Annotated in this window: 12 protein-coding genes, 1 pseudogene and 1 riboswitch; of the genes and pseudogenes, 5 read left to right on the forward strand and 8 right to left on the reverse strand. The window is 65.3% G+C overall.

Features of this window, described 5'->3' with window-relative positions; all coding sequences use genetic code 11:
• Positions 1-39 precede the first annotated feature (39 nt).
• From metH to EV191_RS16895, 4 genes are all read right to left on the reverse strand, one after another.
• The gene (gene metH / locus EV191_RS16880) at positions 40-3,588 is read right to left on the reverse strand and encodes a methionine synthase (RefSeq protein WP_132878217.1); all 3,549 of its coding nucleotides are present in this window, start codon (positions 3,586-3,588) and stop codon (positions 40-42) included.
• 47 nt (positions 3,589-3,635) lie between these two features.
• Positions 3,636-4,613, reverse strand: a complete 978-nt coding sequence (locus EV191_RS16885; RefSeq protein WP_132878046.1) for a carbohydrate kinase family protein — start codon at positions 4,611-4,613, stop codon at positions 3,636-3,638.
• Between the two features lie 64 nt (positions 4,614-4,677).
• Positions 4,678-5,880 (reverse strand): methionine adenosyltransferase, encoded by a 1,203-nt coding sequence (metK, locus tag EV191_RS16890; protein ID WP_132878047.1) that lies wholly within the window; start codon positions 5,878-5,880, stop codon positions 4,678-4,680.
• A gap of 87 nt (positions 5,881-5,967) precedes the next feature.
• A complete protein-coding gene (locus EV191_RS16895; RefSeq protein WP_132878048.1) occupies positions 5,968-7,689 on the reverse strand; it encodes a glycine/sarcosine N-methyltransferase in 1,722 nt (573 codons plus the stop codon).
• 1,007 nt (positions 7,690-8,696) lie between these two features.
• Here EV191_RS16895 and EV191_RS16900 point away from each other — a divergent pair.
• Positions 8,697-8,978, forward strand: coding sequence for a metal-sensitive transcriptional regulator (locus tag EV191_RS16900; RefSeq protein WP_132878049.1), 282 nt, complete (start codon positions 8,697-8,699; stop codon positions 8,976-8,978).
• 35 nt (positions 8,979-9,013) lie between these two features.
• Here EV191_RS16900 and EV191_RS16905 read toward each other — a convergent pair whose 3' ends face one another.
• The 3 genes and pseudogenes from EV191_RS16905 to EV191_RS16915 form a co-directional block, all read right to left on the reverse strand.
• The gene (locus EV191_RS16905) at positions 9,014-10,594 is read right to left on the reverse strand and encodes a SulP family inorganic anion transporter (protein ID WP_132878050.1); all 1,581 of its coding nucleotides are present in this window, start codon (positions 10,592-10,594) and stop codon (positions 9,014-9,016) included.
• Between the two features lie 126 nt (positions 10,595-10,720).
• A complete protein-coding gene (locus tag EV191_RS16910; protein ID WP_132878051.1) occupies positions 10,721-11,659 on the reverse strand; it encodes a LysR family transcriptional regulator in 939 nt (312 codons plus the stop codon).
• Between the two features lie 75 nt (positions 11,660-11,734).
• Positions 11,735-12,390 (reverse strand): annotated as a pseudogene (locus tag EV191_RS16915) (LysE family translocator).
• A gap of 405 nt (positions 12,391-12,795) precedes the next feature.
• Here EV191_RS16915 and EV191_RS16920 point away from each other — a divergent pair.
• The 4 genes from EV191_RS16920 to cobO all read left to right on the forward strand — a co-directional run bounded on the left by EV191_RS16920 (position 12,796) and on the right by cobO (position 22,144).
• The gene (locus tag EV191_RS16920) at positions 12,796-15,096 is read left to right on the forward strand and encodes a SulP family inorganic anion transporter (protein WP_132878052.1); all 2,301 of its coding nucleotides are present in this window, start codon (positions 12,796-12,798) and stop codon (positions 15,094-15,096) included.
• Positions 15,097-15,378: 282 nt separating this feature from the next.
• Positions 15,379-15,584: riboswitch (cobalamin riboswitch) on the forward strand.
• A gap of 33 nt (positions 15,585-15,617) precedes the next feature.
• On the forward strand, positions 15,618-19,307 hold the full coding sequence (cobN, locus tag EV191_RS16925; RefSeq protein ID WP_132878053.1) for a cobaltochelatase subunit CobN: 3,690 nt from the start codon (positions 15,618-15,620) through the stop codon (positions 19,305-19,307).
• Positions 19,308-19,450: 143 nt separating this feature from the next.
• Positions 19,451-21,514, forward strand: a complete 2,064-nt coding sequence (locus tag EV191_RS16930) for a magnesium chelatase subunit D family protein (RefSeq protein WP_243659033.1) — start codon at positions 19,451-19,453, stop codon at positions 21,512-21,514.
• 15 nt (positions 21,515-21,529) lie between these two features.
• Complete coding sequence (gene cobO, locus EV191_RS16935) at positions 21,530-22,144, forward strand: cob(I)yrinic acid a,c-diamide adenosyltransferase (protein ID WP_132878055.1); 615 nt, start codon at positions 21,530-21,532, stop codon at positions 22,142-22,144.
• A gap of 58 nt (positions 22,145-22,202) precedes the next feature.
• Here the strand turns inward: cobO and EV191_RS16940 are convergent, their stop codons facing one another.
• Positions 22,203-25,550, reverse strand: a complete 3,348-nt coding sequence (locus EV191_RS16940; RefSeq protein ID WP_132878056.1) for an AfsR/SARP family transcriptional regulator — start codon at positions 25,548-25,550, stop codon at positions 22,203-22,205.
• Positions 25,551-25,566: the final 16 nt, after the last annotated feature.

Below are 25,566 nucleotides of genomic sequence, written 5' to 3' on the forward strand. Positions count from 1 at the left end.
TTGTCGGTCGGTCCTGCGCGGCCAGCGGCCACGACCTAGCTACGTATTGAAGTACTTCGCCTCGGGGTGGTGGGCGACGATGGCGTCGGTGGACTGCTCGGGGTGAAGCTGGAACTCCTCGGAGAGCTCGACGCCGATACGTTCGGGCTGCAGCAGATCGGTGATCTTTGCGCGGTCCTCGAGATCCGGGCAGGCACCGTACCCGAGCGAGAACCGGGCACCCCGATAGCCGAGCTTGAAGAACTCCTCGACGTTATCCGGGTCCTCCTGGGCGACATTGCCGCCGGACGACCACTCGAGTTCCTGGCGGATACGGCGATGCCAGTATTCGGCAAGCGCCTCGGTCAACTGCACACCGAGCCCGTGGATCTCCAGGTAGTCGCGGTAGGCATTGTCGGCGAACAACTCGTTCGCGAAGTCCGCGATCGGCTGCCCCATGGTCACCAGCTGCAGCGGCAGCACATCGAACTGCCCGGTCTCCTTCACCTTGTCCAGCGGGCGGTAGAAGTCGGCGAGGCACAGCCGCCGATCCTTGGGCTGGCGGGGGAAGGTGAACCGGCACCGCTCGGCTGATCCGATCTCGGGTTCGGCGAGCACGACGAGATCGTTACCCTCCGAATAGCACGGGAAGTAGCCGTAGACCAGTGCGGCATGCTGCAGGATGTTCCGCGTGGTCAGCTCGTCGAGCCAGTAGCGCAGCCGCGGCCGCCCCTCCGATTCGACGAGCTCCTCGTAGCTCGGGCCGTTACCGCCCTTCGCGCCACGCAGACCCCACTGACCCATGAACGTCGCCCGCTCGTCGAGCATCGAGGCGTAATCGGCAAGCTTGATTCCCTTGACGACCCGCGTGCCCCAGAACGCCGGTACCGGTACCGGTACGTCGGCGTCCACATCAGAGCGGGCATCTGGCGGCAGCAGGTCTTCCGGTTCCTGCTGTGCCTTGCGCTGCTCGGCGATCCGTAGCGAGCGTTCCCGCCGCGCCTTACGCTCCGCCCGCTTCTGCTCCTCGACCGGATCGGCCTCGATGACGCCGCCCTTCTTGCGGGTCATGATGTTGTCCATCAACCGCAAGCCGTCGAAGGCGTCCTTCGCGTAGTTGACCTCCCCGGTGAACATGTCGGTGAGGTCGTTTTCCACGAAGCCACGGGTGAGCGCCGCGCCGCCGAGCATCACTGGCCATTTCTCGCCGACACCCCTGGAGTTCATTTCCTCCAGGTTCTCCTTCATGATCACCGTGGATTTGACCAGGAGTCCGGACATGCCGATCACGTCGGCCTTGTTCTCCTCGGCCGCATCGAGGATCGCGGTGATCGGCTGCTTGATGCCGATGTTCACCACGTCGTAGCCGTTGTTGGACAGGATGATGTCGACCAGGTTCTTGCCGATGTCGTGCACATCGCCCTTCACCGTGGCCAGCACGATCTTGCCCTTGCCGCCGGAGTCGTCCTTGTCCATATGCGGTTCCAGGTGGGCTACCGCGGCCTTCATGACCTCGGCCGACTGCAGTACGAAGGGCAACTGCATCTGCCCGGAACCGAACAGGTCACCAACGACCTTCATCCCCGCGAGCAGGTTGTCGTTGACGATCTCCAGCGGCTTCTTCTCCTGCATGGCCGCGTCGAGGTCGTCTTCAAGGCCGTTGCGCTCGCCGTCCACGATGCGCTTTTCCAGCCGTTCGAACAGCGGCAGCTTGGCCAGCTCCGCCGCCCGCGACTCCTTGCTCGACGAGGCGGTCTTGCCTTCGAAGAGCTGCATCATCTTCTGCAGCGGGTCGTAGTCCTCGGTGCGCCGGTTCCACACCAGATCCAGCGCGACCTGACGCTGCTCCTCGTCGATCTTGTTCATCGGCAGGATCTTCGAGGAATGCAGGATCGCGGTGTCCAGGCCGGCTTCCCGGCACTCGTTCAGGAATACGGAGTTCAGCACTTGGCGTGCCGCTGGGTTGAGACCAAAGGAGACGTTGGACAGCCCGAGAGTCGTCTTGACGTCCGGATGCCGCCGCTTGAGCTCGCGGATCGCCTCGATGGTCTCGATTCCGTCGTTGCGAACCTCTTCCTGACCAGTGGTGATCGGGAATACCAGAGTGTCCACGATGATGTCGGACTCCCGCAGGCCCCAGTTGCCGGTGATGTCCTCGATCAGCCTTTCGGCCACCTGGACCTTCCAGTCCCTGGTACGCGCCTGGCCCTCCTCATCGATGCACAGCGCGACAACCGTGGCACCGAATTCGGACACCATCCGCATGATCTTCTGGAACCGTGAGTCCGGACCAGTGCCGTCCTCGTAGTTCACCGAGTTGACCGCGCAGCGGCCACCGAGGTGCTCAAGACCGGCCTGGATGACTTCCGGTTCGGTGGAGTCCACCATGATCGGCAACGTCGACGTCGTGGCGAGCCGGAAGGCCAATTCGGACATATCCGCGACGCCATCTCGCCCGACGTAGTCCACGTTGAGATCCAGCATATGCGCGCCCTCGCGGGTCTGCGCCTTGCCGATCTCCACACAGTCGTCGTAGCGGCCTTCCAGCATCGCCTCGCGGAACTTCTTGGAACCGTTGGCGTTGGTTCGCTCACCGATGTTCAGGATCGAGGCATCCTGATCGAAGGGGACCGACTGATACAGCGAGGAGATGCTTGCCTGCGGTTCGGGAGTCCGCTGTGGCGGCGGCAAGTCCTTGACCGCCTCGACGGTCTTGCTGATGTGTTCGCCAGTGGTGCCGCAGCAACCGCCGACGAAGGCCACCCCGAACTGCGTGACGAACTCCCGCAGCGCCTCGGCCAGCTCGTCCGGGCCAAGTGGGTATACCGCACCGTTCGGTCCGAGTTCGGGCAGCCCCGCGTTCGGCATGACCGACAGCGGCACCCTGGATTGCTGAGAGAGCACCCGGATGTGTTCGCTCATCTCGGCGGGACCGGTCGCGCAGTTCATCCCGATCAGGTCGATGCCCAGCGGCTCCAGGGCCACTAGCGCGGCGCTGATCTCGGTGCCGAGCAGCATCGTGCCCGTGGTCTCCACCGTGACCTGCGCGATCAACGGGACGTACCGCCCCTCGGCGGCCATCGCACGCTTGGCGGCGAGTACCGACGCTTTCGTCTGGAGCAGATCCTGCGAGGTCTCCACGAGGATCGCGTCCGATCCACCGGCAAGCAAACCGCGTACGTTTTCCACATAGGCGTCGCGCAGCGTCGCGTACTCCACGTGCCCAAGGGTGGGCAGTTTCGTGCCGGGGCCGACCGAGCCGAGCACGAAGCGGGGTCGATCCGGCGTGCTGAACTCGTCCGCCGTCTCCCGAGCCAGGCGAGCGCCCACTTCGGACAGCTCGCGGATCCGTTCGGGGATGTCGTACTCGTTCAGGTTCGCCAGGTTCGCACCGAAGGTGTTTGTTTCGACGGCATCGGATCCAGCTTCGAAGTAACCCCGATGTACGCCACGCACGACGTCCGGCCGCGTGACGTTGAGGATCTCGTTGCAGCCCTCCAACCCGGCGAAATCGTCGAGGGACAATGGGAACGACTGCAACATCGTCCCCATTGCGCCATCGGCGACCAACACCCGACGCGCGAGCGCGTCCATGAATGTGCTGTCCATTGTTGGCTTGTTCTCAGCCATCGACATGCCCTATGCCTGCCGCTCCTTCAGACCCGCAGTTTCGGCTCGATCTCCGCGGCCGCGGCCTCACCGTAGGTGCGCGCGACACGATCAGAGAACCCAGCCCGGTCCAGTGTGTATTCCTGGGTACCCACCGTTTCCAACACGATGGTCGCGAGGGTACAGCCGACCTGTGCCGCCCGCTCGTGGCTGAGCCGGCAGCTCAGGCCCCACAGGAACCCAGCACGGAAAGCATCGCCCACTCCGGTCGGCTCCGCCTCGGATTTGACCGGAACGGCGCTGATGTTGACCGTCTCCTGGTCCCGTCCCTCGATGCGGACACCCTCGGCGCCGTGGGTCATCACCCAGGTACCGACTCGGCTGAGGATGTCCTCGTGTGTCCAGCCGGTGCTCTTGCGCAGCAGCGCGGTCTCGTACTCGTTGGTGAACAGGTAGGCGGCGCCATCGACGAGCTTCTTGATCTCATCGCCCTGCATCCTGGCGAGTTGCTGTGAAGGATCCGCCGCGAAGGGGTAGCCACGCTGGCGACATTCCTCCGTGTGCCGCACCATCGCTTCCGGGTCGTTGGGCGCCACCAGTACGAGATCAAGTCCACCCAGTCGCTCAGCGACGGGGAGCAGCTCGATATCCCGTGCTTCGCTCATCGCGCCCGCGTAGAACGACGCCATCTGGTTCTGCGCCTCGTCCGTGGTGCACATGAACCGCGCGGTGTGCTTCGTGTCGGAGACGTGCACCGACTTGGTGTCCACACCGTGTCGCTGCAGCCAGGACCGGTAGTCGTCGAAATCGGCACCGACGGCGCCGACGAGAACTGGCGTGAGGCCAAGGCTGCCCAGCCCGAACGAGATGTTCGCGGCGACGCCGCCTCGACGAATATCGAGCCGATCGACCAGGAACGACAGCGAGACGTTGTCGAGCTGGTCGGCAACCAACTGATCGGTGAACTTACCGGGGAACACCATCAGATGGTCGGTCGCGATCGATCCGGTGACCGCGATTCGCATAGCTGAAAACACCACCTTGGGAAGTTGTGGTCAGACCGAGCAATGACGTGCGCCGCACGTCAAGTTACAGCTTGGCCGCGTCCTTGAGCGCGTCGGCGCGATCGGTCCGCTCCCACGGCAGGTCCACATCGGTCCGACCGAAGTGCCCATATGCCGCGGTCGGCGCGTAGATCGGGTGCAGCAGGTCGAGGTCGCGAATGATCGCCGCTGGCCGCAGGTCGAAGACCTCGTTGATGGCCTGCTGGATCTTGACCGGATCGACCTTCTCGGTGCCGAAAGTCTCCACGAACAGACCAACCGGGGCCGCCTTGCCGATCGCGTAGGCGGTCTGCACCTCGACCCGCTCGGCCAGCCCGGCAGCGACGACGTTCTTGGCGACCCAGCGGGTGGCGTAAGCGGCCGAACGGTCCACCTTCGACGGATCCTTGCCGGAGAAGGCGCCGCCACCGTGCCTGGCCATACCGCCGTAGGTGTCCACAATGATCTTGCGGCCAGTGAGCCCGGCGTCACCCATGGGGCCACCGACAACGAACCTGCCGGTGGGGTTGATCAAGAACCGAGTCTCGGCGCTCTCCAGGGACAGCTCGGTCAGCTCGGGCTTGATCACATGCTCACGTAGGTCCGGAGCGAGCATTTTGTCCAGATCGATGCCCTCGGCGTGCTGGGTCGAGATCACCAACGTGTCGAGCTTGACCGCTTTCTCGCCGTCGTACTCGATGGTGACCTGCGTCTTGCCGTCCGGTCGAAGGTAGGGAAGCACGCCGTCCTTGCGGACCTTGGTCAGCCGGCGGGACAACCGGTGGGCGAGCGCGATCGGCAGCGGCATCAGCTCGGGGGTGTCCGAGCAGGCGTAGCCGAACATCAGCCCCTGGTCACCCGCACCCTGGGCGGCGATCTCGTCGATCGCGCCCTCAACCCGCTTCTCGTGTGCGGTGTCCACACCTTGCGCGATATCCGGCGACTGGGCGTCGATCGCGATGTTGACGCCGCAGGAGGTGCCGTCGAAGCCCTTCGCGGAGGAGTCGTAGCCGATGTCCAGAATCCGCTGCCGGACCAGACCGGGCATATCCACGTACGCCTCGGTGGTGACCTCGCCAGCGATGTGCACTTGGCCGGTCGTGATGAGGGTTTCCGCCGCCACCCGGGAACGTGGATCCTGCTCGAGCAGCGCGTCCAGGATGGAGTCGCTGATCGCGTCGGCCATCTTGTCTGGGTGACCCTCGGTCACCGATTCGCTGGTGAACAACCTACGGCTTGTCGAGCTCAACGTTCGTCCTTACGTCGACGGTAGTATTAGGACAGTTAGTCGTATATCGGACAGTTGGTATGGTCGTCGCTAGTTGGCGACGTATGTTTAGGCCTGGGCGCGGAAGATACCCCAGGCCAGATTGTTGGTGTTGCCACCATCGACCCAGTTTCGCAGGCCGGTTTTCATCCTGGACAGGTACTGGTCACTGACCTGCTTGCTGATCTCTGGCTCTCGCTGCTCGGTCTCGGCCAGTACTCGCCCGTAGTGGGTCGGGAGTTGCGGAGTGTGATCGTCGAAGTCGACGGTCTTCATGCCCAGCCGGTTCAGCTCCTTCCGGTAGAAACCGGGGGAGCCCATGCTGTCCAGATGCAGGCGATCCAGGATCGGCTGCAGCGCTTGCTTGCCAACTCCGTCTGCCGCCATCGGGTCGGTGAAGATGAGTTCGCCACCGCTACAGAGCACTCGGGTGACCTCTTCGAGAACGCGAACCCGGTCGCCACTGTGTAGGAAGGCGTCCTGGGACCACACCACGTCGAAGCTGTTGTCCTGCAGCGGAATGTCCTCAAACGACCCGTCGACCACCTCGATGAGCTCGCTCAAACCCTGTTGGGCGGACATCTGCCGGTTCCGGTCGTTCTCGACTTCGCTGAGGTTCAGGCAGGTCACCTTGCAACCGTACGTTTTGGCCAGATACCTGGCCGCGCCGCCGTAGCCCGCTCCGACATCGAGAACGCGGGTGTCCGGCGTGATCGTGACCTTGCTGGCCATGGTCTCGACGGTACGCCTGCTCGCCGACTTGATGTCCTCTTTTGGCGTTTCGTACAGGCCGACGTGGATGTCCTCGCCACCCCAGATGGAGAAGTAGAAGTTGTCCGCGTCGTGGGAGTTGTAGTACTCCCGCGCGGTCTGCACGGCGACCGAATACGTATCGGCGAACTCTTGATCGGTGCGATAGTGCTTTTCGGCTACATGGACAAAGAAGTCGGGCTCGTCATCCGAGTAGCTGTCCTGGAAATCGCCGTAAGTGTCGATTCGCTGGAAACCGACTTCCCGCAAAAGGCGGCGCACGTAGTCTTTCCGCAGCGGGAACATGTTGAGGTGATACTGCGATTTGTCCGGGAAACTGTAGCGGAATCGCGCGAGGCCGTCGTCCAGATACTCTGGCTCGGCGGTTACTTCGTCGCCGCAGTAGTAATAGGTGTGTTTTGTGCTGAAGCCGTTGTCGAGAATAGAATCGTAGTTGCGCTGATCGATGATCAGGATTCCGTCGTGCTTGAGCATGGCGTAGAACTCGGCAAGTGTTTTCCGGCGGTCGCGCTCGGAGAACAAGTGAGTGAAGGAGTTGCCGAGGCAAATGATCGCGTCGTACTCGCCGTGCACGTCGCGGTTGAGCCACCGCCAGTCGGCGTGCACGGTCCGTAGGATGTGCCCGCCGTAGGACTGGCCGTTCTCGAACGCCTTGGCCAGCATGTCGGCGCTGCCGTCCACGCTGACCGTCTCAAAGCCTTCCTCGAGTAGCCGCACCGAGTGGAAGCCAGTTCCGGTGGCCGCGTCGAGTACCGACTTGACGCCACGCGATTTGAGTAGATCTATGAAGAATCGCCCTTCGCTTTCGTAGCGCTTCTTCCAGTCAATGAGGTCGTCCCATTTCTCGACGAACCCCTTGACGTATTCATGTGTATAATGATCGGTATCGCGTACCGCCAATGGGTCATCGCCGAATTCTTGATTCGGATGGGCCGCGATTACCTGCTCTCCGGTGCCGGGTTCAGGAGATGACGCATCGGTTGCTCCGGTGCGGGAGCTGCCTTTGCTGGAATTGCTCATCGTGTCCTCTCCAAGCCTTGCGTGGCTTCCTCGTACCGCCGCATGATCGCCTGGTCGACCTGCCTAATTGTGCAGGCCGACGCTGGGCCGCGGGTCGTGTGCTCGCAGGCGGGACCACCGAATTGGTCCGCCTGCCGCGCGCCGGTGCGCGTTCCGCCACGAAAATCACCGCGATGCTCTGGCGGCCTCGTCCATGCGTTCCGTGCTGCCTAACGAGTCGCCATTAGTTCTTATCGCCTTTACGGAGAAGAGTCAAACTTCGTAACAATGGGTAACTCTGTGCGGGACCAAGAGTATGACGAAATATTGATAGTTCCGCAGATTGCAAGTTCGTAAAGAATGGTATTTCTGAGTGACGTGGAACTCATCGATCTTTATTTTTGATGTGAGACCACCTAAGATGGGCGGATTCTCCAAATTGATGTTGCACGGGGTAAGCGCTTAATCCTGCTGGGCGACGGCCGCGATTGCCGGTTTCCCAGGACGCGGGTGTGGTTGCCGCCGGCGAAGTCGACCGGCGCTCCCCGTTGGCATAATGCCAGGTAGGTACGGCGTTTCGATTCCGGATTGGCTGTCGGCAGGGCGATGTGCCGCACTGATTGGAAGCGGCCAAGCGGACAGCGCCCATCGTCGGGTCAACGCCAACACCCGTTGTAACGGGGCCGCGTAGGTAATGTCGTCGCCGAGCCCCGTGGCATTACACGCCTTTTCGCAAACTCGTCAACCTGAGCGGGCCCGGCGTGTCGTGTGTTCGATTATTACCCTGGGTGGAGCATTCTCGGATGGTATGCCGGCCGGATCATTCGGCGCCGATCGCGCCGCGTCGTGTCGAAGCGCGATGCGCGGAGTACCGGGTCGACGGTGGCCGCGTCGCCGAGCTCCGAGGCTCGGCCGGCTTTGGCGCGATGTCGCATATACGGAAACGGGGTATAAGCATCCGTTGATGGCGCTGGCCTCGATGCGGGCTGCGGTACCCTTGGATAAGCGAGTTTTCGAAAGGGTGGCGCATGACCGGCTACGGCAACGACAGAGAAGCCTATCTGAAGCGACTGCGGCGGATCGAGGGGCAGATCCGCGGTCTGCAGCGGATGGTTGAGCAGGACAAGTACTGCATCGACATCCTGACGCAGGTATCGGCCGCGACCAAGGCGCTGCAGTCGTTCTCTCTCGAGCTACTCGACGAGCACCTGGGTACCTGTGTGGTGGACGCCGCGGCTCAAGGTGGCGACGAGGCCGCCGCCAAGGTGAGCGAGGCCTCGGCGGCGATTGCCAGACTCGTGCGTTCCTGAGGCGCATGACAGGACGGGAGCTGGCTGCGTACTGATCAGGTCGACGCGGTATCGGGGGCCGCGGTGTTCGACCCCGGGGATACCGACCTGGCGGTCGCGTCGTCCCGCAGCACCTTGCGCACGAGGCGCTCAGCGCTTGGCGCGATCCCGGCGAAACGGCAGGGCATCCCTTCGCCCGCGACCCGGTCGAGGACGTTGCGCAGCACGAGCACCGCGGTGAGGTCCAGCCGGCCGACCCGATCCAGGTGCAGTACCAGTTCACCGGCATCGGGTTGCGCCGCGAGTGCGGCACGCAGCTTGCGCTCTACCTCGGGTGCCGAGCCGAAATACAGCACGCCGTGTAGTTGGATGTGCAGCTCCTGGCCACGACGCCAGCTGTCGATGTCCACGCGGAACTCCCGCCACAGATGCACCGCGATCGCGAGCCCAACGCCGACGAGCACCGCGAGCTCCACCCGTGGCGCAAGCAGCAGCGTCAGTATCAGCGTCGGCACGGCAACGCCGAACTGGGGGAGGGACCATCGCCAGTACTCGCGGAACGGTCGAATCTCGACGAGTGAGATGGCGGCGGCGATCACCAATCCGGCGAGCACCGCGGTGGGCAGGGTGCTCAGCAGTGGGGCGAGCGGCAGCAGAACCAGCACCCAGAGCCCGGTGAACACGGCGCTCCAGCGGCTGGTCGCGCCGGAAAGCCGGTTCAGTGCCGTACGGGAGAACGATCCGCCGACGGAGTAGCCGGAAAGCAGTCCGGAAGCAAGGTTGGCCGCGCCCTGGCCGACGAACTCGCGGTTGGCGTTCCACGGTTCGTCGTCCTGCGCCGCGTAACGGCGGGCGATCGCCGCTGGCTCGGCGAAACCGACGAGCGCGATCACCACCGCGGGTATCAGCAGGGCGCCAACCGAGGCCCACGGCAGGTCCAGCGATGGCAGTGGCAGGCCGCCGGAGATCGCGCCGACCTGGGCGCCGCCGAACCCGGTCGCACCGAGTATGACCCCCGCCACGGTGGCCAACAGTGCACCGGGAAACAACGCGTGCAACTTACGGCCGCCGAGCAGGATCGCGATCGTACTGAGCCCAAGCAGGACCGGTCCGAGTTGCCATTGGTCGACAGCGGTTATCGCAAGCCAGCCACCGACCAGCGGGTTGTCCGCGCCCGCCGAGACCCCGAGCAGGGTGGGCAACTGAGACGCGACGATCAGCATCGCGGCGCCCACGGTAAAGCCGGCCACCACCGGTTGGGACATCAAATACGAAAGTGCCCCGCCGCGAAGCAGGCCAAGCAGCACTCGGATGATGCCCACCAGGATCGCCAGCAGTGCGGCATGTGCCGCGTACTCGGCGGTTCCCGTGGCCATCAACGGTGCGAGCGCGCCGAGGGTGAGCAAGCTGGTGAGCGCGACTGGGCCGGATTGGAGATACCTGGACGAGCCGGCGATCGCCGCGATGGCGGGGGCCGCGGCCGCGGTGAACAGTCCTCGTTCCGGCGGGACGCCGGCCAGCTCCGCGTAGGCGAGCGACTGCGGTATCAGCACCAGTGCCACGCTCGGTCCAGCGAGCAGGTCCCCGCGGCTGGGCCAGGTCGGCGCCGTTCGGCTCGGAAGCCACCGAAGCCGCATGCGCGCTGCCTCCCCGTATCCGGTACGCCGCAGCGCGGAGCAAGGCGCCCGAACTGCTCCTATAACTCGTACGGTAGGTCCGGATTCGGAAACCTGTCCGCATCGCCGTGTCTTGGTATGCCAAAGTCAGACTTTGGACCCAGTCGTCTCCGTGGTTGGTGCTTCGCTGGCGCCCACGACGGCGATCACGTCCCGTAGCGCCCCGGTGGGCTGCCGGCCGGTGGGCCACACCATCCGGAGGGTGCGGTGTAGGTCGACTCCTTCGACCGGGACGCCGACGAGCCGGTGTGCGGCAAGATCCTCGGCGACCGCGAGTGAGCTGAGTACCGCGGGGCCGGCGCCCGCCTCGACGGCCGACTTGATCGCTGCGGTGGAGGAGAGCTCGAACAACGGTGCGGCGAGTTCGCCGTGCGCGCCGAGTACCTCTTCAAGCGTATAGCGGGTGCCGGAGCCCGGTTCGCGGTGTACGAGCGAAGTGTTCGCAAGTGTGGCCGCGCTGACCGGCCGGCGGCGCCGAGCCCAGGGGTGTCCCGGCGCGACCACCACGCGCAGCTCGTCGATGCCGACCGTGCGGGCAGAGAGCCCGTCCGGAAGGTTGGGGCCTTCCACGAAACCCACGTCCACCTCGCCGTCCAGCACAAGCTGCGCGACCTGCGCCGAGTTCGCGACCTGCAGTGACACCGCGACCTGCGGATGTCTCCTGCGTAGTTCCACAAGCCAGGACGGCACCAGGTACTCGGCGATGGTCATACTGGCAGCCACCCGGATCCGGCTGTTTCGTTCCGCGCGTAGTGCTGCCACGCCAGTGTCCAGTGCGGAAGCCGCGCGAATCACGTCACGTGCCCAATCGGCGACCACGGCGCCCTCCGGGGTGAGGTGCGAGCCACGCGGAGAACGTTCGATCAGGGACAGGCCGACGAGGCGTTCGAGGTAGCGGATGCGCGAGCCGGCGGCTGGCTGGGAGATTCCGTGCTCCTTCGCGGCTTGCCCGAGGCTGCCCAGCCTGGCGACGCTCAGCAGCAGCTCCAAGGCGCTGAGCTCGGGCATTCGCGCGGAAAGCGGCATTCGCGCGAGTCTAGTCGACCTCGACGTGGCTTCCGCCGGCCCGATGTCACTGGCGCGCCATCGCGCGCCGCGTGATCAGTTGGTGCCGTCATCCACGGCGAGGCGGATCGCGAGGCCGCCGAACACGGCCGCACAGAGCCGGTCGATCCAACGCCGTACCTGCGGTCGGCGGATGAGCAGATCGGACAGTCGGCCCGCGGTGAAACCCGCCGTGGCGTCCACGGCTATGCCGATAGCGATGAAAACCCCGCCGAGGGTGAGTAGCTGCAGGCTGATCGGCCAGCTCGCGTTGATGTTGGTGAACTGCGGGATGAAGGCCAGATAGAAGAACAGAACCTTGGGTTGGCCAGGTTGGTCAGCACCGCGAGCGCGAAAACCTTGCGCAACGACCGGGCGGGCTGAGCGGTGAGCGTTGGGTCCGCAGTAGACATTGACGAGCGCCAGGTGGCGATCGCGAGGTAGAGCAGGAAGCCGACCCCGAACAGGCGGACGATATCCATCGCCACCGGCATGGTGTGCAGCAACACGCTCAACCCCAGCGCGGCCGCGACGGTGTGCACGGCGAGCCCGGCCGACATTCCGCAGGCGGCGACGACACCGGCACGTGGTCCGCCGGAAAGTCCGTTGGCCAGTACATAGAACAGGTCAGGCCCGGGGGCGATACTGAGCAGCGTCACGGTGGCCATGAAGGCGAAAAGCAGGGCGATGTCCATGGCCTCCTCCCAGATCATTCAGTGCCCGCGCGCTTCTCGCCGGCGGTTCGTGCGCAACTGGCGACTTTAGCGCGGCAGCGTCGCGGGAAGGATGCACGACGCGATCACGTGAACAGTTTTCGTATTGGTCGGACCTCAATGCAACCATCAGCTTAGTGAACTTCCGGAAAATATTTGAACTCTGGACGGTCCACAATGGAGTTGAATCGTTAACTCGGCGGACACGGAGCGGATACAGGTGTGTCAGATGATCACTCCATGGTGGGAAATGTGATCACAGTCGAGATTGGTGGGAACTTGTTTACCGAACTCGCGCGTTGATCATCAGGCATGGCGCTGAGTGTCATCGTTCAGTCACTGAGTGTCAGACATCGCGCCGCCTTTAACGCTCACGAATGACCATAGCTTCCACAAAGGACCCTTATGGCTAACCCGTCTGCATCTCCGCCAACTGGCATGCGCGAGCGTGCCAGGAGCTGGATTACGCAAGACCTGCGGTACGACGTACCCGCATCTCTCGTTGTCTTCCTCGTCGCGATTCCGCTATCGCTCGGCATCGCGGTGGCTTCCGGAGCTCCGGTAACCGCCGGTTTGATCGCGGCCGCGGTCGGCGGGATCATCGCCGGCGCGCTCGGTGGCTCGGCGCTGCAGGTGAGTGGCCCGGCAGCGGGCCTGACCGTCATCGTTGCTGGTTTGGTTCAGCAGTTCGGCTGGGCCGTGACCTGCGCGATCACCGTGGCGGCTGGACTGTTGCAGATCCTGCTCGGGATGAGCAGGGTCGCCCGCGCCGCGCTGGCGATCTCGCCGACCGTGGTGCACGCGATGCTCGCCGGCATCGGGCTGACGATTGTGCTTGGCCAGCTACACGTACTGCTCGGCGGCAGTGCGGAGAGCGACCCCATCCAGAATGTGCTCGACCTGCCGAGTCAGCTGCTGAATCTGCACGGCACGGCCGCGTATCTCGGCCTCGCGGTTATCGCGATCCTACTTGTCTGGCCACGCATGCCCGCGAAGATCCGGGCGATTCCCGGTCCGCTCGTCGCGGTGATCGGGGTGACCCTTGTCGCGGAGCTGGTGTCCGCCAACGTTGATCGAGTGGCGCTGCCTGGCTCGGTGCTCGATGCGATCACGCTGCCCGAGCTGCCGAGCAACGCGTGGGGTGCGGTGCTGCTCGGCGTCTTCACCATGACCATCATCGCGAGCGTGGAGAGCCTGCTCTCCGCCGTCGCGGTGGACAAGATGCGGCCGGAAAAAAAGGCGAACCTCGATCGTGAACTCGTCGGCCAGGGTGCCGCGAACACCGTATCCGGCATGCTCGGCGGGCTGCCGGTGACCGGCGTCATCGTGCGCAGCGCGACAAATGTGCGCGCGGGCGCGCGGACCAAGGCTTCCGCGATCTTGCACGGCGTATGGGTGGTTGCCTTCGCGCTCCTACTGGTCGACCTGATCGAACGGATTCCGATGGCGGTGCTCGCCGGGTTGCTTGTCGTCATCGGCATGCAGTTGGTCAAGCTTGCCGACATCAAGACCGCGCTGGCCGGCGGCGAATTCCTTGTGTATGTCGCGACCGTGCTCGGTGTGCTTGCGCTGAACTTGCTCGAAGGCGTGCTGATCGGTCTCGCCCTTTCCGTGCTGCTGATGCTGCGCAGGGTCGTCTGGGCCCAGGTACGGGCCGAACGAGCGGAACGGACCCATCCGGACGCGCCCGAGCACTGGATCGTGGTCGTCGAAGGGACGCTGAGCTTCCTGTCGATCCCACGGCTTTCCCGGGTGCTTGGCAAGGTGCCGGCGCGTAGTTTCGTCGAGTTGGAACTTGTCGTCGACTTCCTCGACCATGCCGCCTACGAGCATCTCACCGTATGGAAACGGCAACACGAAGCCGCCGGCGGCAGCGTGCTCGTCGACGAGGTGGGGTTGGCATCCTTCTCCGGTGCCGAATCAGCCACACGGAAACCACTGGGCCGGGTGCTACCGAGGTGGTTCTCCCCGTGGTCGAGCTGGCAGGCGGCCACCGGAGGCAAGGAGCTCGAGGTACTGCCGCCCGCGCTGCGCCCGCTGGTGACTGGCGTACGGGACTACCACCGCAGGTCGGCGCCGCTCATGCGGGACATGTTTTCCGATCTGCGCGACGGGCAGAACCCCCATGCGCTGTTCCTTACCTGCGCTGATTCCCGGGTCGTACCCAATGTCATCACCAGCAGCGGGCCAGGTGACCTGTTCACGGTTCGCAACATCGGGAACCTCGTGCCGCCACCGGCGGAGCCGGCAAGCGCCTCGGTGCTCGCGCCGGTGCATTTCGCCGTGGAGCAGCTGGGCGTTTCGACGGTCCTGGTCTGTGGCCATTCCGGCTGTGGCGCGATGAGCGGGCTGATCGCGGGCGCGGGCGATCAGGAGGGTCCGGTCGGGGATTGGCTCCGCTGGGGCGTACCCAGCCTGGAAGCCATGCGCACCGGACATCCGGTCAGCACGGCCGCCGCGGCCGATGGCTGGTCCGAAGTGGACCAGTTGGCGATGGTCAACGTCGTGACACAGGTTCGGATGCTGGCACAACTGCCGATCGTGCGCGGTGAAGCCGAGAGCCAGCCGATCCGGGTCGTCGGCTTGTTCTTCGATATCGCGAGTGCCCAGCTGTTGATCCTGAACGAGGAGCAGGATCGCTTCGTGGCCATGCCGGGAGGCGAGGCGCGGCGACTGAACCTCGCCGTCGAAGGCGAGCCGAGCTAGCAAGCTCGTTCTTGTCGAGAGGTGCGGCAGCGGCAGCAGACGGGCGAGTCCCACACCTGCCGCTGCTCGCCGTACAACGTCGGATGGTGCGTTACCGAGCCGAACTACCGACGCGGCGCCGGCGAGCTTCCCGACGCTACCCGCCAACGTGAGCAGTGCCACTAACCATGGATCGGCCGGGAAGGCCGGAGGCTTTCCCGCCTGGTCCGGGGGTTTCGGCGCAGGTACCCACACCGGTGATACCGGTACCCGAGCGACGGGGACGGCCCCAGCACGGCGGCCTAGCGCGATAGAGTTCCCGGTTGTCGATAGCATGACATCGAGAAGTCGACGGCAGTGGAGGAACCCGGTGTGAATCCGGGGCGGTCCCGCCACTGTCACCGGGGAGTCGTACCCCACACGCCACTGGACGTCCGTGCGTCCGGGAAGGCGGGGTGACGGCATTAACCCGGGAGCCAGGACACTCCGGCCGTCGATCCCAGGACCTGGGGCGGGAGACCCCAAGGAGGGACGGCTGCCGGATGAGTGTGCCCAGCGAATTTCGCGCCAATATCGTATTGCTTTCCACTGCGGACACGGATCTGCTCGCCGCGCGGGAAAGTGGCGCGGGCTACCGGGTGGGTAATCCGGCACGGCTGTCCGCGGCCGATGTTCCAGCGCTGCTGGACGGCCAGGATCTGGTTGTTGTTCGGCTACTTGGTGGGCTGCGGGCCTGGTCCGAGGGGGTTTCCGCGGTACTTGCCAGCGGCATTCCGACGGTGCTGCTGGGTGGGGAGTCGACACCGGACGCCGAACTGATGGCCGCCTCGACCGTACCGTCCGGCGTGACGGCGGAAGCACTGAGCTATCTGGTCGAAGGCGGCTCGATCAACCTGCGTGAACTCGCGGGTTTCCTTTCCGACACGATCCTGTTGACCGGGTATGGTTTCGCACCGCCACAGCCCACGCCGTTCTGTGGATTGCACGGTGCACCGGACATGGACGACAGCCGGCCAACGGTCGGCATCGTCTTCTATCGGGCGCACGAGCTGTCTGGCAATACGGGATTCGTCGATGTGCTTGCCGAGGCGGTCAACGCGGCTGGCGGGAATGCGCTACCCATCTTTTCCGGTTCGCTCCGTGGCCTGGCTGGCGCCGATGAACGCGCCGTCGAGCTGCGCGCTTTGCTTGGCCAGTGTGATTCGGTGATCACCACGGTGCTCGCCGCCGGTGGCGCGGTGGCAGCAGACGCCAGTGCCGGCGGGGACGAGGACAGCTGGGACGCCGGACTGCTCGCCGAACTCGACGTTCCGATCGTGCAGGGCATGGTGCTGACCTCGTCTCGCGCGGAGTGGCAAGCCTCCGACGCGGCGCTGACGCCGATGGATGCTGGGATGCAGGTGGCTATTCCGGAGTTCGACGGCAGATTGATCGGCGTGCCGTTTTCCTTTAAAGAGCGGGATTCCGAGGAGATTCCGGTGTACGTCGCGGATCCGGAACGGGCGAGTCGCCTTGCCGGTATCGCCACCCGGCTCGCGTCGCTGCGCCGGACGCCGCCACGCGAGCGCAAACTCGCCGTCGTGCTCTCGTCGTACCCGACAAAGCATTCGCGAGTCGGCAATGCGGTTGGCCTGGACACGCCGGCCTCGGCCGTCGTGCTACTGCAAGCGGTGGCGGCAGCCGGCTATGACCTCGGCACTCTCGACCCGACCGGGCTGGACAGCGACGAACTGATCCACCGGTTGATCGCGGCCGGGGGCCAGGACGTGGAATGGCTGACCGAGGAGCAGCTGCGCCACGCGGAGGTGCGGATCGACCAGGAACGGTATCGCGATTGGTTCGAAGCTCTGCCGGAATCCCTCGGCGCGTCGATCCGGGAACACTGGGGAGATCCACCCGGCGAACTGTATGTCCAAGATGGACAGATTTACGTGGCCGCGCTGCGATTCGGCAACGTGGTTCTGCTGATTCAACCGCCACGCGGATTCGGCGAGAACCCGATCGCGATCTATCACGATCCCGATCTGCCGCCGTCCCACCAGTACCTCGCCGCCTATCGGTGGCTGGACACCGAGTTCGGCGCGCATGCGGTGATCCACCTCGGTAAACACGGCACGCTCGAGTGGCTGCCCGGCAAGGGCGTCGGACTTGCGGCCGATGACGCGCCAGACGCGGTACTCGGTGACCTGCCGCTGATCTACCCGTTCATCGTGAACGACCCGGGCGAGGGAACACAGGCCAAACGCAGGGGGCACGCCGTGGTCGTGGACCACATGATTCCCCCGATGGCGCGCGCGGATACCTATGGCGAGATGGCCAAGCTCGAGCAACTGCTTGACGAGTACGCAATGGTGCAGGAGCTCGACCCGGCCAAGTTGCCAACCCTGCGAGCGCAGATCTGGGAGTTGGTGACGAGCGCGGAGCTGCACCGGGATCTGCATACCGAGGAACAGCCGGCCGCCGAGGATTTCGACGACTTCGTGATGCATATTGACGGTTACCTGTGCGAGGTCAAGGATGTGCAGATTCGCGATGGGCTGCACATTCTCGGTCGCGCCCCGGCGGGTGCCGAGCTGGTCAACGACGTACTCGCCGTGCTGCGCGCCCGGCAGGTCTTCGGCGGCACTGTCGACGCGTTGCCCGGTTTGCGCGCCGCGCTGGCCGGCCATGTCGGTCTGGACGAGGACGTGCTGCTCGCCGAGCCTGGCGCGGTCGTTTCCGCGCCGACCGCACTGACGGCGTTGGTGGACGGCCCGGCACGAACTGGTGCCGACATTGTCGATCTGCTCGAGGCGATCGCTAGAGATCTGGTCGAGGCGCTCGAAGTCGGCGGCTGGGATATGACCACGGTGGACGACGTAGTGGCCAAGCGTCTGGGCATGCCTGTGCCCGCCGTCGGGAAGGTGTTGCGGTTCGCTTGCGCGGAGGTGGTCCCCCGGTTGGCGAGGACCACCGATGAAGTAGGTAACGTCGTACACGCATTGGACGGTGGCTTCGTGCCACCAGGGCCGTCCGGCTCACCAACCCGTGGTTTGGTTTCCGTGCTCCCAACCGGGCGGAACTTCTACTCGGTAGACCCGAAGGCAATCCCGTCCAGGAACTCCTTCGACGTGGGCAGCGCACTGGCGGACTCGCTGCTGCACCGGCACCGCGAAGACACCGGTGACTGGCCGCGCAGTGTCGGGCTCACGGTCTGGGGTACCTCGGCGATGCGAACCCAGGGCGACGATATCTCGGAGCTGATGTGGCTCCTCGGTACCCGGCCGACCTGGGACGCGGCCTCGCGCAGGGTGACCGGTTTCGAAGTAGTTCCGTTGACCGAACTTGGTCGCCCGAGGGTCGACGTGGTGGTGCGGATATCCGGCTTCTTCCGTGACGCATTTCCACACGTGGTGGCGCTATTGGACAGTGCGATCGACACGGTCGCGAAACTCCCCGAGGAAGACGCGGACAACTTCGTAGCCGCGCACTATCGAGCCGACCTCACCGAACACGGCGACGAGCGCCGCGCGACCACCCGGATCTTCGGCTCCAAACCGGGCGCGTACGGCGCGGGGCTACTTCCGCTGATCGATGCGCGGAACTGGCGCACCGATGGTGACCTCGCTGAGGTGTATGCCACCTGGGGCGGCTTCGCCTACGGCAAGGGGCTTGACGGCGTTTCCGCGCGGGCGGATATGGAGACCGCTTTCCGCCGAATCCAGGTGGCCGCGAAGAACGTGGACACCAGAGAGCACGACATCGCCGACTCGGACGACTATTTCCAGTACCACGGCGGGATGGTCGCGATGGTGCGTCAGCTGACCGGCACGAACCCCTCGGCGTATGTCGGTGACTCGGCCGTGCCACACGCGGTACGAACCCGAACTCTCGGCGAAGAGACCAAACGGGTCTTCCGCGCCAGGGTGGTCAACCCCCGCTGGATCGCCGCGATGCAGCGACACGGCTACAAGGGCGCATTCGAACTAGCCGCGACCGTGGACTACCTGTTCGGGTTCGATGCCACCGCGGGCGTCGTTGATGACTGGATGTACGGCAAACTCGCCGATTCCTATGTTTTCGACGAGCAGGTGCAGCGATTCCTGCGCGACGCCAATCCGTGGGCACTTCGCGGTATCACCGAACGACTCCTCGAAGCCGCCGAACGAGGGTTGTGGTCCGAACCAGCCGCCGCGACTTTGGACGATCTGCGGGCGATCTACCTCGACCTGGAAGGTCAGCTGGAGGACTGAGGCGTGCCCGAGCAAACCCGTGATTACCCCCAACCGCTCGGCGCCGGATTCGACTACGCCGAGATGCACGCGCTGTGCGAAGGAGGCATCCAGTGAGCGCACCAGCACGGTTCCCGTTCTCCGCCGTCGTCGGGCACGACGATATGCGCCTGGCACTGATCCTGAACGCGATACACCCGGCTATTGGCGGGGTGCTGATCCGCGGCGAGAAGGGCACGGCCAAGTCCACTGTGGTCCGTGCGCTTGCCGAGCTACTGCCCGCGGTGGAGGTGCGCGCGGATTGCCGATTCGCTTGCTTGCCGGAAGTTCCGGCGGCGGACTGCCCGGACTGCGGGCCGCCCGCCGATAGCGCCGAGGTGCACGACACTGGGGCGAATGGTTCCGGGGCGAATGACTCGGGTTCGAACGGACCGGGGGCCGGTGGCGCGTTACGCCGGGCCGCCCGTCTTGTGGAGTTGCCGGTCGCGGCGACCGAGGACAGGGTCGTCGGTTCACTTGATCTCGAGCGGGCGCTGACCGAAGGCAAGCGCGCGTTCCAGCCCGGCCTACTGGCCGAGGCGCATCGGGGTGTGCTCTATGTGGACGAGGTAAACCTCCTGCACGACCATGTGGTGGACCTGCTGCTGGATGCCGCGGCGATGGGGCGGGTGCATGTGGAGCGTGACGGGGTATCGGTCTCGCATGCGGCTTCCTTCCTGTTGGTCGGCACCATGAATCCGGAGGAAGGCGAGCTGCGACCGCAACTGCTCGATCGGTTCGGTCTCACGGTCACCGTCGCCGCGGACCGAGACGTAGCCAGGCGCACCGAGGTAATCCGCCGCCGACTCGCCTACGAGGCGGATCCGGCATCGTTCGCGGCTGACTGGCGCTCCGCGGATGCGGACCTGGCCACCCGAATACTGCGGGCCCAGCAACGGCTCGCGGACGTCGTGCTGCCGGACAGCGAACTGCGCCGGATCGCGGCCGTATGCGCCGCGTTCGACGTGGACGGCATGCGGGCGGACTTGGTGGTGGCACGTACCGCGATTGCGCATGCCGCGTGGCGGGGTGGCACCGAGGTCCTGGAGGACGATGTGGCCGCCGCGGCTCGCCTCGCGCTACCGCACCGACGCCGGCGTGATCCGTTCGACGAGCCGGGCATCGATGACGACCAGCTCTCCGACGCGTTGCGGCAGGCGGCCGAGGACGCGGACTCGGCGGATCCCGGGTCCGACCAGGCCACGGACCAGCAGAGCGACGACTCCCCGCCGGAAGACCCACACGACCCAGATGACGATCCTGGCGGCGGCGCAAAGGGTGACACAGCCGAAGACACACAAGCGGGCGAGCAGGGAAGCCGGAATGGACAGTCCACACCGGAACAGCGGGGTTCGGCAGGCGATCGTCAGGCGCCGAGCCCTGAACAGCCATTTCGGGCCCGACTGCTGAGCGTTCCGGGGACGGGGGAAGGTGCGCCTGGTCGGCGTTCGCGCGCCCGTGGTCCCGGCGGTCGGATTGTCCGGGCGGCGCGGGAGGAGGGCACCGGGCTGCACCTGACCGCGACGATCGCGGCGGCCGCGCCACACCAGCACGACCGGGGCCGTACCGGGCCCGGACTGCTGCTGCGCGCCGGTGACCTGCGGCGCGCGGTACGAGAAGGCAAGGAAAGCAACCTGGTCCTGTTCGCGGTGGACGCATCCGGATCGATGGCCGCGCGCGCACGGATGTCCGCGGTGACCGGCGCGGTGCTGTCCCTGCTGACAGATGCGTACCAGCGCAGGGACAAGGTTGGCGTCGTGACCTTCCGGGGCACGGGGGCCGAGACGGCGCTACCGCCAACATCCTCAGTGGATGCCGCCGTACGCCGGCTGCGGGAGCTGCGAACTGGTGGCCGGACTCCCTTGGCCGATGGTCTGCTCCGCGCGCGAAAGGTGCTCCAGGTCGAGCGCGTACGTGATCCACGACGACGCGCTTTGCTTGTCCTGCTTACTGACGGACGTGCTACGGCGAGCGTGCGGGGTGGAGACCCGATGCAGGACGCACGGCGTGCTGCTGCCGCGCTTGCCGGGGACGGAGTTGCGGCGATCGTAGTCGATTGCGAGGAAGGGTCTGTCCGACTGGGACTAGCCGGGCAGTTGGCGAACGAGCTGGATGCGAGTTGTCTGCGTCTTGGCGAGCTGTCCGCGGAGCACGTTGCTGGCGTGGTACGACACGCGCGGGCCGCGTGAGAAACGGGGAGTCACATGCCACAAGGTAAGCCGCTGACGGTGCCGGAGGACGGTCTTACGACAAGGCAACGTCGGCACCGGCCCTTACTGATCGTGCATACCGGTGAGATGAAAGGGAAATCAACCGCGGCGTTCGGACTCGCGTTGCGCGGGTGGCACCAGGGCTGGTCAATTGGCGTGTTCCAGTTCGTGAAGTCCGCGAAATGGAAAGTGGGCGAAGAGGCCGCGTTTCGTGCGCTGGACGAGGTGCATACGGAGACCGGCAAGGGCGGTCCGGTGGACTGGAACAAGATGGGCGAGGGCTGGTCCTGGGCGCGCAAGAAGGGCAGCACCGAGGATCACGCTGCCGCGGCACTCGAAGGGTGGCGGGAGATCGCTCGGCGGCTGGACGACCACACCCACGACCTCTACGTGCTCGACGAGTTCAACTATCCGCTGCACTGGGGCTGGATTGATCCGAACGAAGTGGTGGAAACCCTACGTATGCGACCTGGCCGGCAGCACGTAGTCATCACTGGACGGTACGCGCCGGACGTCCTTGTCGCGGCCGCGGATCTGGTCGTCGACATGACCAAGGTGAAGCACCCGATGGATGCTGGCCAAAAAGGACAACGCGGTATCGAGTGGTGAAGCCGTGATCACCGCAAGATCCCTGAAGAACCGGTGACACCCAGTCACCGGGTGCACTTCACCGCTCGCCCCGCGGAGCTGGGTCCTGGGCGTCGTGATGCGCCAGATACCGGGCTAATCCGAGCGTGGCTCCTCGTTCGAAGTGCTCGGCAAATTCTGCCTCACCGTGCTGCTCGACCGCGACGGCGCGGATTCGATCGACGTCGCCGCGCTCGGCGGCCGGTAGCGGTGCTCGCACCGATTCGCGCGCCGCGCTGGCCACCCCGAGCAGCAGGGCAGCCTGGTGTGCTTCACCGTCCAATGCGGCGACGCCGGCGAGTCCTTCGATGGCCAGCGCGATAGAGCGGGGATCTCCGGTTAACCGTGCGGTTTCCAAGCCCTGCTGATGGATCTCCCTGGCCAGTGCCGGGTTTCCCTGCTGTTCGGTGAGAAAACCGTGTTCAGCCAGGACGAAGGCGAGCCCAGCTTCGTATCCTTGGTTGCGGTGCCAGTCGAGGGGTCGCTGAATATGGGTTTCGGCCTTGGGGAAATCGCCTTGCCTTCGGGCGGCCATGACCAAGCCCATTTCGGCGAAGACGGCACCCGGTTTGAACGACTGGTCGAGTGCGACGTGCAGCGCGCGGTCGTGCAGCTCATCGGCCCTGGCAAAGTCCTTGGCGAGTAGAGCGAGCCGACCGAGCCGGCCGAGCGACTCGGCGACCATCGGCCATAGACCGAGTTCTTCGGCGAACCGCAACCCCATCTGATTCAGTTGGTCGGCCCTGGTGTACTCGCCATCGATTTCGGCGAGCACGCCAAGCAACTGGATGACATGCACCCCGCCCCAACGGTCGCCGATTTCTTGGAACCGCGTCCAACTGTCTTCGGCGTCTTGTCGGGACGCGGTGAGTTCGCCGCGACTCAGTGATTGCCAGGCACGTAAGGCGAGTGCGGCGGCCTCGCCCCACTGGTCGCCGATCGCCCGCATGGCGTCGAGTGCGTCGGTCAGCAATGTGTCCACGGTGTCGCGAGCGCCGACCTGGGACATGCAGAAGGCCAGTAGCCACTGCGCGTACGCGCGCTCGACGGGTGCGTCCAGCCCATCGAAATGGGCGATTGCCGTGGTACTGCGGCCGAGCGGGTCGGTCCCCGCGTTGCGCAGCATGTCGATTCCCGCCAACCAGGCGGTGACCATCGCGCGGGAAAGGCTGAGCTGGCCATCCCCAGTGGAGTCAGGCCCAGTGGAATCCAGCCCAGTGGAATCAGGCCCAGTGGAGTCCAGCCCGGGTGAGTCGGGGACGTCGAGCGCCCTGGCCAGGGTGCGGTGGGTTTCGCGGTAGCGACCGCGCAGGAACCAGTACCACGCAAGGGCGCGCGCTAACCGCAGGGCCAGATCGGCCCGATGCAGTCGATTCGCGGTCTCCAGCGCCGCACGCAAGTTACCCGCTTCGGTGTCCAGCACGCAGAGCCACTGCTGTTGACTGGACTCCCGTAGCCTCGGCTCGGCGGTTTCGGCCAGCGCCGTGTAGTGCCGCAGGTGGCGGAGTTCGGCGGCCTGTTGCTCGCCGGTTTCGGCAAGGCGCTCGAGGCAATACGAGGTGACCGTTTCCAGCATGCGGTAACGGACCCGAGACTCCTGGTCGAGCACCTGAACCAGCGAGCGGTCCACGAGTTGCGCCAGGATGTCGAGCACATCGCGTTCGTCGATCCCATCGCCGGCGCAGATCGCCTCGGCCGCGGCAAGGGTGCAGCCGTCGGTATGCACGGCGAGCCTGCGCAGCACGGTCCGCTCTGGGTCGCTGAGCAGCTCCCAACTCCAGTCGATGACGGCGCGCAGCGTCTGCTGCCGTTCGGGCGCGTCCCGGTTGCCGGTGGTGAGAATGCCGAACCTGTCATCCAACCGAGCGGCCAACTGTTCGATACCCAGTGCGCGTACCCGTGCCGCGGCGAGCTCAAGAGCCAGCGGTAAACCGTCCAACCGGCGGCAGATGGCCGCGATCGTCGCGGCGTTGTCCTCGCTCAACCGGAAACCTGGTGCCCTAGCGGCCGCCCTGGCGACGAACAGTTGGATCGCGCCGGACTCGGACCAGCTCTGGGTGTACCCGCTGTCCGGTGCTGGCAGGGTGAGCGGAGCGAGCGGCCACAGCTGCTCGCCGTGCAGTCCGAGCGGTTCTCGACTGGTGGCCAGCAAAGACAGTTCGGGGACGGCTCTGCGCAGCCGGTCCGCCAAGGCGGCCACCGATTCGACAAGGTGTTCACAGTTGTCCAGGACGAGTAGCTGCCGCTTGTCCCGCAGCGCGTCGGTGAGCTGCTCGGCGGCCGAACGGGGCTCAGTACTCATGGACATGGCAAGGGTCTGGTGCTCGCGAATATTGAGTGCTGCCGCGATGTGTTCGGCGAGTGCGCTGACCGGATCGGTACAGTCGTGTTCGCTCAGCGCACCGAGTTCGAGGAACCAGACGCCATCGGGCGCTTCCTGGTATTGATGGGCGACTTCGAGGGCGAGCCGGGTCTTGCCGACGCCTCCAGGACCGAGCAAGGTAACCAGTCTGCCGGGGTGCAGCGTGGCCACGATCGAACTGAGTTCGGCTTGCCTGCCGATGATCTCCGTTGCCGGCAGGGGCAGGTTCGTTCTTGGTGGCGTGTGCCGAGTCGTATCGTGCGCCGGTTCTGCGAGCCGTAACGTGGGGTCCTGGCGCAGAATGCGCTGCCGCAGCTCGGAGATCTCCGGTCCCGGATCAAGACCCAGCTCCTCGGCCAGGTGCTCGCGCAGCTGGTCAAAGCTGTGCAGCGCGTCTGCCTGGCGTCCGGCCAGATACAGCGCGTGCATATGCAGTGCGCGGAGCCGCTCGCGGAGGGGGTCGTGGACCAGCGCATCGGATAACTCGCCGATTAGCTCGGCGTGCTGACCGAGCTCGAGGCGGGCCTGTACGGCGTCGTCCCAAGCGGCTCGGCGACTTTCTTCCAGCCGGTCGATCGTGGACCTGGCGAATTCCTCATCGGCGAAATCCGCGTAGGCCGCGCCGCGCCAGAGATCGAGCGCCTCGCGGAGCAGTTTCGCCCGAACGCCCGGGTCGGGTTGCTGTCGGGCGTCCCGCACCAGCTCGGCGAACTGGTTCGCGTCCACGGTGGCCTGGTCAAGCCGCAGGGCGTAGCCGGATGGACCGGCCGTGAGCAGTTGCCGCCCACCCGGTTCGACCTCGTCGAGAACCCGGCGTAGCTGGGAAACCTTGGCCTGCAAGGCGCCAGCGGGATTACCGGGCTGGTCGGCCCCCCACAGATGCTCCATGAGCCGATCGGCCGAGACCGGTTTGCCGTCCAACACGAGCAGGTTGGCGAGCAGCGCGCGAACCTTGCGGCCGGGGACGGCCACCTCGGTACCGTCTGCGTTCCATACCGCTAGTGGGCCGAGTACGCCGAATCGCATAGTGCCGACGATAGCT

It is taken from the genome of Tamaricihabitans halophyticus (assembly GCF_004340875.1).
Lineage (GTDB): Bacteria > Actinomycetota > Actinomycetes > Mycobacteriales > Pseudonocardiaceae > Tamaricihabitans > Tamaricihabitans halophyticus.